Annotated in this window: 16 protein-coding genes and 1 pseudogene; 6 read left to right on the top strand and 11 right to left on the bottom strand. The window is 64.0% G+C overall.

The window, feature by feature from the left end:
- Positions 1 to 197: 197 nt before the first annotated feature.
- Genes BA190_RS29855 through BA190_RS29845 form a run of 3 tightly spaced genes read right to left on the bottom strand, consistent with a single transcriptional unit; the run spans position 198 to position 2,612 of the window.
- Positions 198 to 1,622: an ATP-binding protein gene (locus tag BA190_RS29855; RefSeq protein WP_068296771.1), complete on the bottom strand. Its 1,425-nt coding sequence runs from the start codon at positions 1,620 to 1,622 to the stop codon at positions 198 to 200.
- Complete coding sequence (locus BA190_RS29850) at positions 1,619 to 2,293, bottom strand: response regulator transcription factor (protein WP_068296769.1); 675 nt, start codon at positions 2,291 to 2,293, stop codon at positions 1,619 to 1,621. The genes BA190_RS29855 and BA190_RS29850 overlap by 4 nt, the downstream gene beginning before the upstream one ends.
- A gap of 10 nt (positions 2,294 to 2,303) precedes the next feature.
- Positions 2,304 to 2,612, bottom strand: coding sequence for a PepSY domain-containing protein (locus BA190_RS29845; RefSeq protein WP_156771764.1), 309 nt, complete (start codon positions 2,610 to 2,612; stop codon positions 2,304 to 2,306).
- 271 nt (positions 2,613 to 2,883) lie between these two features.
- Between BA190_RS29845 and BA190_RS29840 the strand changes: the two genes are divergently transcribed.
- Both BA190_RS29840 and BA190_RS29835 read left to right on the top strand, forming a co-directional pair.
- A complete protein-coding gene (locus tag BA190_RS29840; protein ID WP_162275254.1) occupies positions 2,884 to 3,630 on the top strand; it encodes a trypsin-like serine protease in 747 nt (248 codons plus the stop codon).
- A gap of 118 nt (positions 3,631 to 3,748) precedes the next feature.
- Positions 3,749 to 4,537 (top strand): trypsin-like serine protease, encoded by a 789-nt coding sequence (locus tag BA190_RS29835; protein ID WP_068296762.1) that lies wholly within the window; start codon positions 3,749 to 3,751, stop codon positions 4,535 to 4,537.
- Positions 4,538 to 4,564: 27 nt separating this feature from the next.
- Here the strand turns inward: BA190_RS29835 and BA190_RS36245 are convergent, their stop codons facing one another.
- The gene (locus BA190_RS36245; protein WP_156771763.1) at positions 4,565 to 4,723 is read right to left on the bottom strand and encodes a hypothetical protein; all 159 of its coding nucleotides are present in this window, start codon (positions 4,721 to 4,723) and stop codon (positions 4,565 to 4,567) included.
- A gap of 326 nt (positions 4,724 to 5,049) precedes the next feature.
- Here BA190_RS36245 and BA190_RS36240 point away from each other — a divergent pair, with 326 nt between their 5' ends.
- Positions 5,050 to 5,196: a hypothetical protein gene (locus BA190_RS36240; RefSeq protein WP_156771762.1), complete on the top strand. Its 147-nt coding sequence runs from the start codon at positions 5,050 to 5,052 to the stop codon at positions 5,194 to 5,196.
- 19 nt (positions 5,197 to 5,215) lie between these two features.
- Here the strand turns inward: BA190_RS36240 and BA190_RS29830 are convergent, their stop codons facing one another.
- Both BA190_RS29830 and BA190_RS29825 read right to left on the bottom strand, forming a co-directional pair.
- Positions 5,216 to 5,707, bottom strand: a complete 492-nt coding sequence (locus tag BA190_RS29830; RefSeq protein WP_068296759.1) for a YcgN family cysteine cluster protein — start codon at positions 5,705 to 5,707, stop codon at positions 5,216 to 5,218.
- 60 nt (positions 5,708 to 5,767) lie between these two features.
- Positions 5,768 to 6,223, bottom strand: a complete 456-nt coding sequence (locus BA190_RS29825; RefSeq protein WP_068296756.1) for a VOC family protein — start codon at positions 6,221 to 6,223, stop codon at positions 5,768 to 5,770.
- A gap of 262 nt (positions 6,224 to 6,485) precedes the next feature.
- On the opposite strand from BA190_RS29825, the gene BA190_RS29820 reads away from it, so the two are divergent.
- Genes BA190_RS29820 through BA190_RS29810 form a run of 3 tightly spaced genes read left to right on the top strand, consistent with a single transcriptional unit; the run spans position 6,486 to position 9,747 of the window.
- Complete coding sequence (locus tag BA190_RS29820; protein WP_371260434.1) at positions 6,486 to 8,615, top strand: transglycosylase domain-containing protein; 2,130 nt, start codon at positions 6,486 to 6,488, stop codon at positions 8,613 to 8,615.
- Positions 8,612 to 9,223 (top strand): DUF1214 domain-containing protein, encoded by a 612-nt coding sequence (locus BA190_RS29815; RefSeq protein ID WP_082980129.1) that lies wholly within the window; start codon positions 8,612 to 8,614, stop codon positions 9,221 to 9,223. Before BA190_RS29820 ends, BA190_RS29815 begins: the two co-directional genes overlap by 4 nt.
- Positions 9,220 to 9,747: a DUF1254 domain-containing protein gene (locus tag BA190_RS29810; RefSeq protein WP_068296749.1), complete on the top strand. Its 528-nt coding sequence runs from the start codon at positions 9,220 to 9,222 to the stop codon at positions 9,745 to 9,747. Before BA190_RS29815 ends, BA190_RS29810 begins: the two co-directional genes overlap by 4 nt.
- A gap of 188 nt (positions 9,748 to 9,935) precedes the next feature.
- Here BA190_RS29810 and BA190_RS37105 read toward each other — a convergent pair.
- From BA190_RS37105 to BA190_RS29785, 5 genes and pseudogenes are all read right to left on the bottom strand, one after another.
- Positions 9,936 to 10,400, bottom strand: a pseudogene (locus BA190_RS37105) (ADP-ribosylglycohydrolase family protein); the annotation flags it as partial.
- Positions 10,372 to 10,704, bottom strand: a complete 333-nt coding sequence (locus BA190_RS37100; protein ID WP_256390556.1) for an ADP-ribosylglycohydrolase family protein — start codon at positions 10,702 to 10,704, stop codon at positions 10,372 to 10,374. The pseudogene BA190_RS37105 and the gene BA190_RS37100, both read right to left, overlap by 29 nt.
- A gap of 532 nt (positions 10,705 to 11,236) precedes the next feature.
- The gene (locus tag BA190_RS29795) at positions 11,237 to 11,587 is read right to left on the bottom strand and encodes a DUF1491 family protein (RefSeq protein WP_068296740.1); all 351 of its coding nucleotides are present in this window, start codon (positions 11,585 to 11,587) and stop codon (positions 11,237 to 11,239) included.
- Entirely contained in the window at positions 11,584 to 12,369 is a 786-nt protein-coding gene (locus BA190_RS29790; protein WP_068296738.1) for a peptidoglycan-binding protein, read from the bottom strand. Before BA190_RS29790 ends, BA190_RS29795 begins: the two co-directional genes overlap by 4 nt.
- The coding region (locus tag BA190_RS29785) for a PAS domain-containing sensor histidine kinase (protein ID WP_068296736.1) at positions 12,362 to 13,878 on the bottom strand (1,517 nt) is incomplete at its 5' end. The genes BA190_RS29790 and BA190_RS29785, both read right to left, overlap by 8 nt.

Below are 13,878 nucleotides of genomic sequence, written 5' to 3'. Positions count from 1 at the left end.
GTGATACGAGAAAGTGATCCTACCACCATGCGTAACCCCGGTTGTGTTTGCATGAAGGAGCGCAAGATGTGCGGAGTGTCAGCCTCCGGCTGACATTCTACCGGACCGCAAGGACTTGCTACCGGACCGCAAGGGCTTGGCCTTCAAGATGTCAGCCGGAAGCTGACACTCCCAATCCGCCAAATGCAGCTGCGGGGCTAGACCGTCGCTCCCTCACCGCTTCGCGAGGACGGTCGGGCGCCAGCCGTTGGCACCGGCCCCTGCAGAGCGGGAATGTCGAGGACGGCCCTCAGACCGCCGATCGGTGCTTCATCGAGATTGAAACGGCCACCATAGAGCGAGACGAGATCCTGCACGATGGCAAGGCCGAGGCCGGTGCCGGGCTTGGTCTCGTCAAGCCGCTTGCCGCGTTGCCCTGCCTCGGCGCGCTTCTCGGGCGACAGGCCCGGTCCGTCGTCGTCGATGGTAATCCGGGCGAACATCGCGCCATCCAGGTGAAACGCCTCGGCCCGGATCATCACCTCGCTGATTGCCCATTTGCAGGCATTGTCGATGAGATTGCCGGTCATCTCCTCGATGTCCTGCTTTTCACCGCGGAAACGCAGCGCTGGATCGACCTGAACCTTGATCTTCAGGCGCTTGACGGCATGGATTTTCTCCATGGCCCGGACCAGCCCCTCGATTACCGGCGCGATCTCGGTCACCGTTCCGACCACGCTGACGGCCGCTGCGATGCGCGCGCGCTGGAGGTGATGATCGATCTGCTTGCGCATCACGCCGACCTGCCGGCCCACCTGTTCGGCCAGGGGACTCGCCGGCGCCGTGCCCGCCTCGTTGGCAATGACCGACAAGGGTGTCTTCAGGGCGTGGGCGAGATTGCCGACATGGGTGCGGGCCCGCTCGACTACTTCCCGGTTGGCATCGACCAGCGCATCCAGTTCACGCGCAAGCGGCACGATCTCGTCCGGCAGGTCGGGCGGCAGCTTGGCCGCCTCGCCGGTGCGCATGCGGGCCAGTGCACCGCTGATGCGCGACAGCGGCCTGAGGCCGAAGCGCACCTGCAGCAGAATGGCGGCGAGCAGGCCGACGCCGAGTGCGGTAAAGGTCAGCAGCAGCGAATATTGAAAATCGGAAATGGCGCTGTCGATCTCGTCGGCAGGGCCGGCCAGGGTCACGCGGTAGCGGCCGTCCTCCCCGAGATCGATCAGGCGCTCGACGGCGCGCAGCCGGCGATCGTCCGGACCCTTGATATAGCCCTCGCGCACACCACTGGGCTCACCGGGCGTGTTCTGGTCGTCGAGACTCGGCAGGGTCGCCTCGAACAGCGATTTGGAACCGTTGGACGTCGGCTTGTCGAGGCGATTGATCTGCCAGTACCAGCCCGACAGCGGCAACTCGAAACGCGGCTCGCCCATGGCGCCGGGTGCCGTGCGGTCGCCCACATCGGCGCCGGCGATATCGGCCACCAGCGTCTTGAGATAGACATGCAGGCGCTCGTCGAAGGACCGTTCGGTCGCATGCTGGTAGACGGAGGAGAGGACCACGCCCGCCACCACCAGCACCACCACCACCCAGGCCGCGGCGGCGACGAAGAGGCGGAAGGCCAACGAGCGTGTGGTCATACGCGCATGGCGTCCGGCGGCGTGAGGATATAGCCCATGCCGCGCACGGTCTGGATCACATCCACGCCCAGTTTCTTGCGCAGCCTGCCGACGAATACCTCGATCGTATTGGAATCGCGGTCGAAATCCTGATCGTAGAGATGCTCGACCAATTCGGTGCGCGACACGACGCGCCCGGTATAGTGCATCAGATAGGCCAGCAGCCGATATTCATGCGAGGTGAGCTTGATCGGATTGCCATCGACCACCACGCGGCCGGCCCGGGCATCGAGACGCACGGGGCCGCAGACGAGTTCGTTGGTGGCATGGCCGGTGGTGCGACGGATGAGAGCCCTAAGACGAGCCAGGACCTCTTCCATGTGGAAGGGCTTGGCGACGTAGTCGTCCGCCCCCGAATCGAACCCCATCACCTTGTCGGACCAGCGATCCCGGGCGGTAAGGATCAGCACCGGCATCACCTTGCCGGCCCGGCGCCAGCGGTCGAGCACGGTGATGCCATCAAGCTTCGGCAACCCGACATCGAGCACAACGGCATCATAAGGTTCGGTATCACCGAGAAAATGACCTTCCTCGCCGTCGAAGGCCCGGTCAACGGCATAGCCGGCCTCTTCAAGCGCCTTGACCAGTTGGCGGTTGAGATCCTGATCATCCTCGACCACGAGAAGCCGCATCGGTATTCCTTTACTTCACACCCACGACTTCGCCGGTCTTGGCGTTGATCGTCGCTCTTATCACCCGACCATCGGTCCCCAGAAATGTGACGACATAGCGGTAATTGCCAGGGTCTCCACACAAATTGCCGTCGATCATTTCCCCCTTTACCGCACGTCGGGCCGCTCCCAATGCCGAAAGAAGAGGCACGATCGTACCCGACTTCACGAGCGGGCGTGCCTCACTGAGGCTGACGCAAGCAGCCATCGCCGGCTGCAGCGCTACAAACCACCCCAATCCCAGGGCAAGGGCCACGGCTAAGGAAAATATCCGCCCCATCCTCATCCTTCTGCTATAGCTCGCCTCGTGCAAAATCCAAAAACGCGCCGAAACAAGGAGTTAGAACAAGGCGGCATTTCCGCCCGACGCGCCTTGCTCTAGATTTCGCCGCAATTCCCCTCGATTCGAGCCATCATCATTGTGCAGAGCCACTGAACACGGCATGAACGTAATGCTCAATCCCGCCTTTCGCCAGAAGGCGCGCCCCGTTAATGCGACAGGCCCTGGCTGGTTCGCACCCGGGCTAGGCCTGTCACGCATACAGGCATCGATGTCGATCTGGGCCCTACGCTCGCCCATGATCGCCCTTCTGACCCTGGTCATGGCTCTTGCGTCGGCGCTGCCGGCCCGTGCCATCGTCGGCGGCAGCCCGGCAGCCGCCGATATGACCCGCCATGTCGTGATGATCGTCTCCGATCGCGGCAGTTTTTGCTCGGCCACCGTCATTGCTTCCGATCTTCTGCTGACGGCGGGTCATTGCGTGCGCAAGGGCGCCAATTACCGCCTGCTGACCTATCAGGCCGGCAAGCCGGTGCTGTCACAGCTCGGCAGCGTGGCGGTCCATCCCCAATTCGATGCCAAGGCCTATGACAAACGGCATTTCACCATCGATCTTGCCCTGGTGAAGCTCGATACGCCCCTGGCGGGCTATGCGCCGCTTTCCCTGACGGCTGAAGCAGGCATCGCGGGTGCGGTTTACCGCGTCGCCGGATTCGGCCTGACTGCCCAGAATGCCGGCAAGAGCGGCGGCGTCCTGCGCGAGATCGCGCTGGAAGGAGCTCCGCCCATCTCCAGGGTGCAATTGCGCCTGCGCGAAAGCAGCGGGGTCGGCGGCGCTTGCCAGGGCGATTCGGGCGGTCCGGTGCTGCGCGAGGGCATGCTCGTGGGCGTGCTGGCCTCGGCCGTGGGCGCCAATAGCGGTCGGGGCTGCGGCGGCATGACGGGCGTGGCCCTGCTGGGTACCGCCCTGCCCTGGATTCGCAGCAATGCAGCGCGAATGGGAGCGTCCCTGCCATGACCGCCCGGCGTTTGAGACCCGGCCGCTTCTTCCAGGTCGAATCCGAGACTCGCTCAAGAAGAATCCGCCCGAACGCGCAATAATTTGGTTTTGGTTGGAAATGCTCTACAGCTTAGCCATGATGAAAACCCGCCTCGCCGCCGCTGTCATGTCCTTCGTGGCCCTCACCATGCCAGCCCTGGCGATCAAAGGCGGGCGCGACGTCACCGATCCCACCGGCGTGCGCAGTCATGTGGTGCAGATCACCGGGCCGAGCGGCACTAAATGCAGTGGTACGGTAATTTCCCGCAAGCTTGTGCTCACGGCTGCTCATTGCTTCCTGAGCGGGCATGGCGATTATCGCATCCGCGCCCTCGACACCCAGTTCCGTTTCCGCTTTGCCGAAGCGACCCAGGTGGCGATCCATCCCCAGTTCGACGTCACGGCGCTCGGCACTTCGGCCGCGATCAACGATATCGCGCTGATCCGGGTCGACCACGATTTTCCCGACTGGCTGGTGCCGGTGCCGCTGGCCTCGCGTATCGCCGATGACGGCAGTTTCGTCGACGTCCAGGTCGCCGGCTTCGGCATGAGCCGCGATCGCGTGGTCAGCAGCGCCGGCAAGCTGCGTGAGCGGCGCTTCGACATGCTGGACCAGATCGACAGCAAATCCCACCAGCTCTTCCTGATCGATCACAAGGCAACCCGCCGCACCATCAACAATAACGGCATCTGCCGGGGCGATTCGGGCGGCCCCGTGTTCCAGCGCCAGGGTGCGAGCTATGTACTGGTCGGCGTGATCTCGGCCGTGATGGGTGGCAAGGGGCGCGATTGCGGCACGATCACCGCCGTCACCGCCGTCTCGGCCTATCGCTCCTTCATCGAGACCATGGCCGACAGGGCCGGCTCCCCCGTGCGCTTCCAGTAGGCGAGATGCTGATAGACGGCACCAGGCCTAGAAGAAAGACGCAAGGAACAGGGCGGAAGCGGCGATCACGACGAAGGAGAGGGTCGAGATCGCAAAACTGAGATGCCGTCCAGCTGCGGAGGGATTAACGCGGCCGAAGCCAGCCAGCCGCTCAGGACGATCGAAAACCAGTTGCGCACGTGTCATCAATCTTCCCCCGAATCTGATGTTCAACACGCCCTATTTCGAACAGTTGAGCGCATTCGCTCTGTGCGAAAACGCACAAACTCCTCTCCTTCGACAAAACATGTTTACCAAAGAGTAAACTTAGTATTTGTCCGGCCTCAAACCGGCATGGACAAGGCGACATGCAAGATCATGCCCGCCAAGACCATAAGCACGGCAGCAGAGCCGATATCGACAAGCGTTTCCATCCCGCAACTCCTGTTGAATGATGCCAAGATAGGTGTGTTGTGTTGCTGGAATGCTGCCCGAGTGGGGCAATTCCCAGAACATACGCACGGAGATGCTCGATGACGCGTCGCCGTTTCGGTGCCTCGTCACCGAGATTCCACTCGTCTCAGGCGCACTCGAACGGCATCTGCCGCCGCCGCGGCAGGAAAACCCCGCAGGCGATCGTCGCCGGCCCGCATCCTGCCGTCTCGGGCATGGCGACGTGACGTCGTATCTACAACGGCTTCAGCGCCTGCGGGCCGCCTTGGGTACGCGCATGGGCCAGCGCACCACATGCTCTTCCCACTCGCCCTCGCCCACCTGCTTGTCGTCGGCCTTGACCTTGCCGCGCACCGAGACATTGGCCTGGTGCACGGTATTGGGGTCCCCCGAAACCAGGGGATGCCACCAATAGAGATCCTCGCCATCGGCAACCAATCGATAGGCACAGGTCGGCGGCAGCCAATCGATGGTGCGCACCAGCTCGGGCGTCAGCGTGACGCAATCGGGGACATGACGCTTGCGATGCTCGTAGTCGGAGCATTGGCAGCTGTGGCACTCGAGCATGAAGCAGGCGACATCGGTGAAATAGGTGTCGCCGGTTTCCTCTTCCTCGAGCTTGACCAGGCAGCAGCGCCCGCAGCCATCGCAAAGGCTCTCCCATTCCTCCGGGGAGAGGGCCTCCAGGGGCTTGGTCTTCCAGAAGGGCTTCGAAGGCTGTTCCATCGCCGTTGCCATAGCGGAACAGCCGGTCAGAGTCACCCTTCGTGAGAAGGCGGGCCGCCGGAAGGGAGCGTTTCAGCAGGCCATCTTGCGCATGCCTTCCTGGATTTCCTCGACGGTGAGGTCGCGCTGATGGGTGGCGATCGACCAATGATGCCCAAAGGGGTCCTTGATCACGCCATAACGGTCTCCCCAGAACATGTCCTGCACCGGCATCGCCACTTCGGCGCCCGCCTCGACAGCGCGGGCGACGAAAGCGTCGACGTCGGCGACGAAGAGATGGATGGTCACGGGGGTGCCGTTGAGCATCTTGGGCGATAGCAGGCCCCATTGCCTGTTCGCGTCGACCAGCATGACCGAACTGCCGCAGACCTTGATCGAGGCATGCATCAGCTTGCCGTCGGGTCCGGGCAGGCGGATCATCTCTTCGGCGCCAAAAGCCTTCTTGTAGAATTCGATGGCATCGGCTGCGCCATCGCAGACCAGATGGGGCGACAGCGTGTTCATGCCGTTCGGGGCGATTTCAGCCATGGTCTTCCTCCTCATGGGCAAAACTCTCGGACTTACCCCAAGGACGACGCGCCACATCCGGCGCCGACAGGCACGAATGAAAAATTTCGCAAGCCATGGCATTTGCCATGCCCGGCGGAAAATCGGCGTGGGTCTTTCAGGATCGGCGACCGGGGGTTAGACTGTCCATCCTGACGTCTTTCGCGTACCGGTTGGTTCCATCGTGCCTGAACGCAAGCCAGAGCCGTCCTTTCGAAAGCGCCTGAGCCGCGCCGCCCTTCGTTTGGACTCATGGCTCGACAACGCCGTCTACGCGTCGTGGCAGAAAGTGCGAGCCGGGATCGAGCGCGGCTCCGACATCTCCAACAGGTTCCAGGTCTCGGGCTGGCGCCGGATGCTGGTGGAAGTCGGCTGTGAAGGGCTGACGCTGGGCACGGCCGGCATGATCTTCGGCCTGATGCTGATGCAGCCGGCGATCCGCCAGATCGGCGATGACTGGTTGCGCCGCGCCGACATCGCCGTCACTTTCGAGGATCGTTATGGCAATATCGTCGGCCAGCGCGGCATCCGCAGCAATGACAGCGTGGCACTGGCCGACATGCCCGACTATGTCATCAAGGCCGTTCTCGCCACCGAAGACCGGCGCTTCTACGATCATTTCGGCATCGACGTCATCGGCACGCTACGCGCGCTCACCGTCAACAGCCAGGCGAGTGGCGTGGTGCAGGGCGGCTCCTCGATCACCCAGCAGCTCGCCAAGAATCTCTTCCTGTCCAACCAGCGCACGCTGGAACGCAAGATCCGGGAGGCCTATCTGGCGCTTTGGCTCGAGGGGCATCTGAGCAAGGACGAGATTCTCAAGCTCTATCTCGATCGCGCCTATATGGGCGGCGGCGCCTTCGGCATCGAGGCGGCCGCTCAATATTACTTCGGCAAGTCGGTGCGTGACGTCTCCCTGGCGGAAGCCGCCATGCTAGCCGGCCTCTTCAAGGCGCCGACCAAATACGCGCCGACCAACAACCTTGCAGCAGCACGTGGGCGGGCCAACCAGGTTCTCAGCAATCTCGTCGATGCCGGCTTCATGACGGAGGGCCAGGTCTCCGGTGCCCGCCGCAATCCGGCCACGCCGATCGACCGGGCGCGCGAGAAGGCACCCGACTATTATCTGGACTGGGCCTATGGCGAGATCGCCGACCTCGCCGATGACGGTGCGCTGGGCAGCGAATCCGTGTTCGTGGTGCGCACGGCGCTGGATCCGATCATCCAGGCGACGGCGGAAAACGCCCTGGAATCCAATCTGCGCCAATATGGCAAGGACTATAACGTACATCAGGGTGCAATCGTGGTCATGGAGCCCGATGGTGCCGTGCGTGCCATGGTGGGCGGGCGCGACTACAGCCAGAGCCAGTTCAACCGCGCCACGGACGCCCTGCGCCAACCCGGCTCCTCCTTCAAGCCCTTCGTCTATGCCACCGCCCTGATGAATGGCTTCACCCCCAAATCCATCGTGGTGGATTCACCCGTCTGCATCCGGAACTGGTGTCCCCAGAATTTCGGCCACAAATTCTCCGGCCCGATCACGCTGACGCAGGCCATTACCCGCTCGATCAACGTCATACCCGTCAAGATTTCCCTGGCCCTCAGCAAAAGCGCCGCCGATGGCCGGCGCATGATCATCGAGACGGCCAAGACCATGGGCATTGAGACGGAACTCAAGGAGTCCTGGGCCCTGCCGATCGGGGTCGAGGCGGTCAATCTCCTGGAGATGACCGGCGCCTATGGCGTCTTCTCGTCCGGCGGACACAAGGCGCCTCCCCATGCAGCGCTGGAGATCCGCAATGCCAAGGGCGACCTTCTCCACAAGTTCGATCCCGCCCGCGAAGATCCGGTGGTGATCGACCCCAAGGTCATCGCCGACATGAACGGCATGCTCAACAGCGTTGTCGAAAACGGCACGGCCAAGCGAGCCCAGTTGCCCGGCATCAAGGTGGCGGGCAAGACAGGCACCACCAATTCCTACCGCGATGCCTGGTTCATGGGCTTTACCGGCAATTTCATCGGCGGGGTCTGGTACGGCAATGATAATTTCCAGCCCACCGAGGAGATGACCGGCGGCTCGCTTCCGGCCATGACCTGGCAGCAGGTGATGACCGTCGCTCACCAAGGCGTGGAAATTAGGCCGATCCCCGGCGTCGCCCCCTTCCCGCCGGGGCAGCAGCCCAGCAAGGACGAACCGTCGGCGCCCAATGCCGCGGATGCAGCCCAGATGGCTCCCGCACCGCCGCCTGTCCTTACCCGCAGCGCGACCCAGATCCTGCGGGATGTCGCCACCCTGATCGAGCAGGCCGATCGCATGCCTGCCAGGCAGGCAGCCCAGATGCGCCGCCCGGCGCCGGCTTCGGCGATCGAATGAAAGGCTTCTCCTCGATCCTGGGGCTGGTCTATGCCCTTGCCCTCGGCGGCGTGTTGGGGCTCGGCCTCACCTGGTGGGCTACCGGGTCCGATTTCCAGCTCGGCGCCTTGCGGTTCGGTCCCTGGACGGCATGGCCCCTGGCCGATCCGCTCGGGGCCGATCGCTACAGCCGCGCGCGCATCGCCCGCAGCGGAGACCTGCCACTCGGACCTGGCGAAGGCCTTGCCTTCACGGCATGGGAGGATTCGGCGGGGCGAGCGCTCGATGGCGCCTGCCGATACCGCCTTTCGGCCCTGCTGCCGCAGGCGCGCTGGTGGACCCTCAGCCTCTATGATCGATCCGACAAGCTCCCACGCAATCCCAGCAACCGGGCCGGCTTCACCAGTTCTTCCGTTCTGAGGGGCGAAGAAGGCCGCGTGACCATCACGGTGGCGCCCGACAGCCAGCCCGGCAACTGGTTGCCGAGTTCCCCCGGACCGATGAGCCTGATCCTGCGCCTGTATGACAGTCCGATCTCGACAGGCCTGGCCACGGAGTTCGGCGCCGGCCGGACCATCGCCGTCCCTGCGATCGAACGGCTCGACTGCATGGCTGGAGGCACCACGTGATCCGCTGGCTGCTATGGACGCTCGCGGGCCTGCTCATCGGCGTCGTGGTTCACCTGACCGCGATCGTCACTTTGCCCCGCCTCAGCGGACAGACCGGCTTCCAGCGTGCAAGCGCGATTGCCCCGCTCGGGCGTTTCGTCGTCCTGACCGCCGACAAGACCCCACTGCCGCTGCCGGACCCGGCCATCGTCACGGCCTTCTGCCGCTACGACCTGGCCGGCGGGCCGGTCCATGTGCATGTACCGTTGAATGCCGGCTTTCTCTCGGTGTCGTTCTATACGCCAGCGGGTCTCAATTTCTACACCCTGACCGACCGGGCGGGGGCGAACGGCGCGCTCGACATGACTTTGTTCACGCTCGCGCAGCTTGCCGAGATCAGGGCCAAGCAAGGTCCGGACCTGCCGGTCGCCTTGCGCCTTCAGGCACCGGAGCCGACGGGTTTGATCGTGGTGCGCGCGCTCGTGCCTGAACCGACCCAGCAAGCCGATGTCGAGCGGGGATTGGAACCGGCAAGCTGTCGCTAGGATGTTTTCCAGAAACGTCGACAGACTTTTCGGTCGAGAAGATGCTCGAGACCGTTTCAACCCAGAGCGAGCGCGCGAGCCGTCTCGATGATCTCGTCGCCCCACACGACCTTGCGCTGCCAGGCGATCGGAATGGTGCTTCGTCCCCACAAGGCGCCGGCCAGTTGGCCTGTCACAGCGCCGATCGTGTCAGCGTCCCCACCCAGATTCACTGCGTCTACCACCGCATCCTGGAAGCATCCGGCGCGGGATACGGCCCATAACGCCGCCTACAGCGTGTGCATGACATAGCCGCTGGAGGAAATGGCATCGCGCTCGACCAGCCGCCAATCCGTGCTTGCACAACGCCGCAACCGCTCGGGACGGTTCTCCTGCAAGGACCTCGGCCGCAGCACGCTCGCCGGATCGGCTCCGTGCAGGGCCTCGAAAAGCAGAGCTGCGAAATAGACGCAGGCCTCGACGGCTTCCTCGGCCCCATGGGTCAGGCGGGACTGGTCCGCCGCATCCAACAGGGCACGTTGGCGATCCCCCCGAGCCGCGATGACGACGGGCACCAGCCTCATCAGGGAGCCGTTGCCGGCGGTATCGGGGGCTGTCGGGCCGGCGAACGGATTGCGCGAGGCCTCATAGCGAGCCAGGGCCCTGCTGGTCACCCCTATCGAAGCATTCGCCGGTCGCACTCAGATAGCCGTGCCGCCACCAATTGACGAAACGGTTCATGCAATCCCGGGGATCGAATTGTTTGTGCTGCTGAAGACTGGTCGCCAGGCAAAGCGCCATGGAGGTGTCGTCGGTCCAGGCCCCTGGTGGAAGGGCGAATGGCCCGCCGCCGACGATGTCGGTCAGGGGAGCATGGCTGTCGCGGGCTGAGAATTCGAGCGTGGTGCCCAGCGCATCACCAATGGCAAGTCCGAGGAGAGCGCCCTCGGCTCGGTCGAGATAGTCGCTGGAACTCACGCCTTGCGATGACGCTTGCCACCACCGGCGCCGCGACGCGGCTGGGGTGACTGGCGATCATCTTCCACGTGGCGCTCGATGCGCACGCCGGTGAAGAAAAGGATTTCGGCACTATGCTCCCGGGCCTCCCGTTCACTCGGAGGGCGGGGGGCTTGGGGATGTTTGGGAAATGGCAGGACGATGCTCATGGCGGGACCTATCAGCAGATTGCACCAGAAATCGAGACTCCGTTCGCTTTGGGGTCATTAGCAGGTAAGGAAAGTTAACAGTCTGTGTACATACGCACTAAACGCCGCCCGCCGTCGCTGCGGCGTGACTCCGGTGTGCGATTTTGCACATCGGGGCCCGATATTACGGCCAATTGGCCCTTTTTGGGCAAAACGCGCCCAACAAAATAGGCGTAGGCCTTTCGGGCATGGGGCATCCGGCAAGGCACCACCGGCCGCCCCAGGCCAGACTATGCACCCAAAGCAGCCGGTTGCGGAATCACGTTTTGATACATTGCCGAATGGTAATTCGGGTAATACCCGCTTCAGTTTTCCTCGGCGAGGTCGAGAAAATGCCGGCCCTGGCGGTCTTCCGCTTCGATGACCCAGAGGTCGGGGTCGAAGCGGAATTCGCGCTGCAGCCGCGTCTCCGCATCCAGGGGCGTGGCGTCCGGCGGCGTGATCCGAACAAAGCGGCGCACACCATCATCCTCGGTGATGAGCGATTGCGGCGCCGGGCCGTAAAGCGCCGCGGTGCCGTCGAGATGATCGATCTTGACGAAGATGGCCCCGGCCTCCTCCGAGCCGCGCTGACGCAGCGCGGCGAAGGCGCCTTCGGCCATGGCGCGGCGAAGATAGGCCGCCACGAACAGGCTGGATTTGAGCCGGGCGCTCATTCCACCTTGGTACCGGAGCGGGTCAATTCCTGCAGCAGCCGCGTCGAGATCTGGCCGGTTACCGGCAATCCGCGATCCTTCTCGAAGCGGGAGATGGCGTTGCGCGTGTCGGCCGCCATGAAACCATCGACCTTCAGGGGACCATAGCCCTGCTTGGCCAGTGCCTTCTCGACCCCGAGCACGCGTTTGTCAGGCTGCGGGCCGGCCGGGGCCGGCGGTTCGCCATTGATCAGCGCGGCGATCTGGTCGACGGGCGGAGCCGGGGGGGCCTCTGCTGTGCTCGGCTCGGTGGTGAGCAGGGGACTGGAACTGGCGATGATCTTGGTGAGCAGCGCCGCGCTGGACTGGCCGTCGACCGGCATGCCGTTGTGCTGCTGGAAGGAGCGGATCGCCGCGGTGGTCTTGGGACCGAGGACCCCGTCGGCCAGGCCGTCATAGAGCCCCCTCTCGGCCAAGGCGAGCTGGACGTCCCGCAGCACGGCAACCGCATCCTGGGCGGCGGCATCGCCGGCCCCACGTGCGTCTGCACCCGGCGCCGAAACGGAAGGAGCCGACGAGGCAGAGCCGCGCTGGGCGATGAAGGGAGAGGTATGCGTGCCGTTCTGCAGAACCAGAGCATTGACCAGGATCGCAAGGCTGAGGCCACCCATCACCGCCAGTCCCGCGACCTCAGCCGGACGCTGCAGGATCACCCTGACGATACCGACATAGCGCGAGGGGGCCTCTTCGACCTTGTCCGACAGCAGAAAATCGCGATCGGAACGGGCTAACGCTTCACGCACGCTTCTTCCCCAATTCTTCTTCGATAAAATGATCTTGGACCGCCGGACGCACCGGCAGCATTTCAATGGTGGCACCGCTGGCAAAGGCCCGGCGCGAGGCTTCGCTTTCGCAATCGGACGGCAGCTGGACCGTCACGGTGGTACCGTGACCGATCAGGCTGTCGACCTCCATGCGCCCGCCATGCAATTGGGCAAGGCCCTTGACCACGGAAAGGCCGAGACCGGTGCCTTCATAGGTCCGTTCGTAGTCCTTGGACGGCTTGCCGGCCGTCGATTGGAAGAAGGCCTCGCCCAGCCGCGGCACGTCTTCGCGCGCCACGCCCACACCGTCATCCGCGACGAAGAGGGCAACGCCGTACTTCTCCTGGCGCGCGCCGATGGTGACATGGCCGCCGCGCTTGGTGAATTTGAGCGCGTTGGACATCAGGTTGAGGTAGATCTGGCGGCAGGCGCGCTTGTCGGCGATGATCGGCGGCATGTCGGGCGCGATGGCGGTCTCCAGGGAGATGCCGAGTTCCTGCGCCTTCAGCAGCAGGATATTGCGGCAGTTCTCGATGAGATCGCGGATCTGGAAGGATTCGGGCACCAGTTCGAAGCTGCCGCTCTCGATCTTCGACATGTCGAGGATGCCGTTGACCATCGACAGCAGATGATGGCCGCTGTCATGGATCAGGCCGGCATATTCATGCCGCCGCTCCGCCGACAGCTTCATCATCTCCTCGTTCAGCATCAGTTCCGAAAAGCCGATGATGGCATTGAGGGGCGTGCGCAGTTCATGGCTCATCGTCGCCAGGAAGCGGCTCTTGGCGGCATTGGCCTTCTCAGCCTCGATCTTGGCGTCGATGAGCTGGTGCTCATAGGCCTTGCGGTCGGTGATGTCCTGCATGACGGCGACGGTCTGGCGATCCTCGTCCTCGCCCAGCGGCCGGCAGCGCATCTCCACCCACAGGAAGACGGGAGCCCCCTCCCCCTTGCGGCGCAGGCGGAACTCCACCGTCGAGGCGAGGCCGTCCATCTCGGCGCTGGAAAGGGCGGAGAGATAAGCCGGCCGGTCAGCGATATGCACATAGTCGAACAGGCCCTGGCCGAGCAGTTCGGACGGTTCGGCACCAAACAAGGCCTGGGAGGCTGGCGAAGCATAGACGACCTGACCGCGCTTGCCGTGCCGGGTCACGAGGTCGCTGATGTTTTCCGCCAGCAGGGTATAGCGGGCTTCACCGGACTTCACGAGCTGGCGGTCGTAGCGCCGCAGCCGCAATTCCATCAGCACGATGCCACCGACGGCAGCAAGGGCAAGCACGACGCCCAGTCCGTCCAGGAAGCGCGCACCGAGACTGGGCGGCGGCGCCATCTTCGTTCCCGCCAGGGCGATCACCATGGCGGTGATGCCGGCCAGGACGATAGCGCGGATCACGATGTTGCGGGCGCCCGTCAGCAGTGCGAGGGCGGGAGCAATCGCCAGAAGCGCGTAGGCGCTGGCACTGTGCCCGCCGCTGTGGCGGGCGGCGG

The sequence above is a fragment of the Labrys sp. WJW genome (assembly GCF_001676615.1).
Taxonomy (GTDB): domain Bacteria; phylum Pseudomonadota; class Alphaproteobacteria; order Rhizobiales; family Labraceae; genus Labrys; species Labrys sedimenti.
This window is presented reverse-complemented; position numbering and strand designations above follow the sequence as displayed.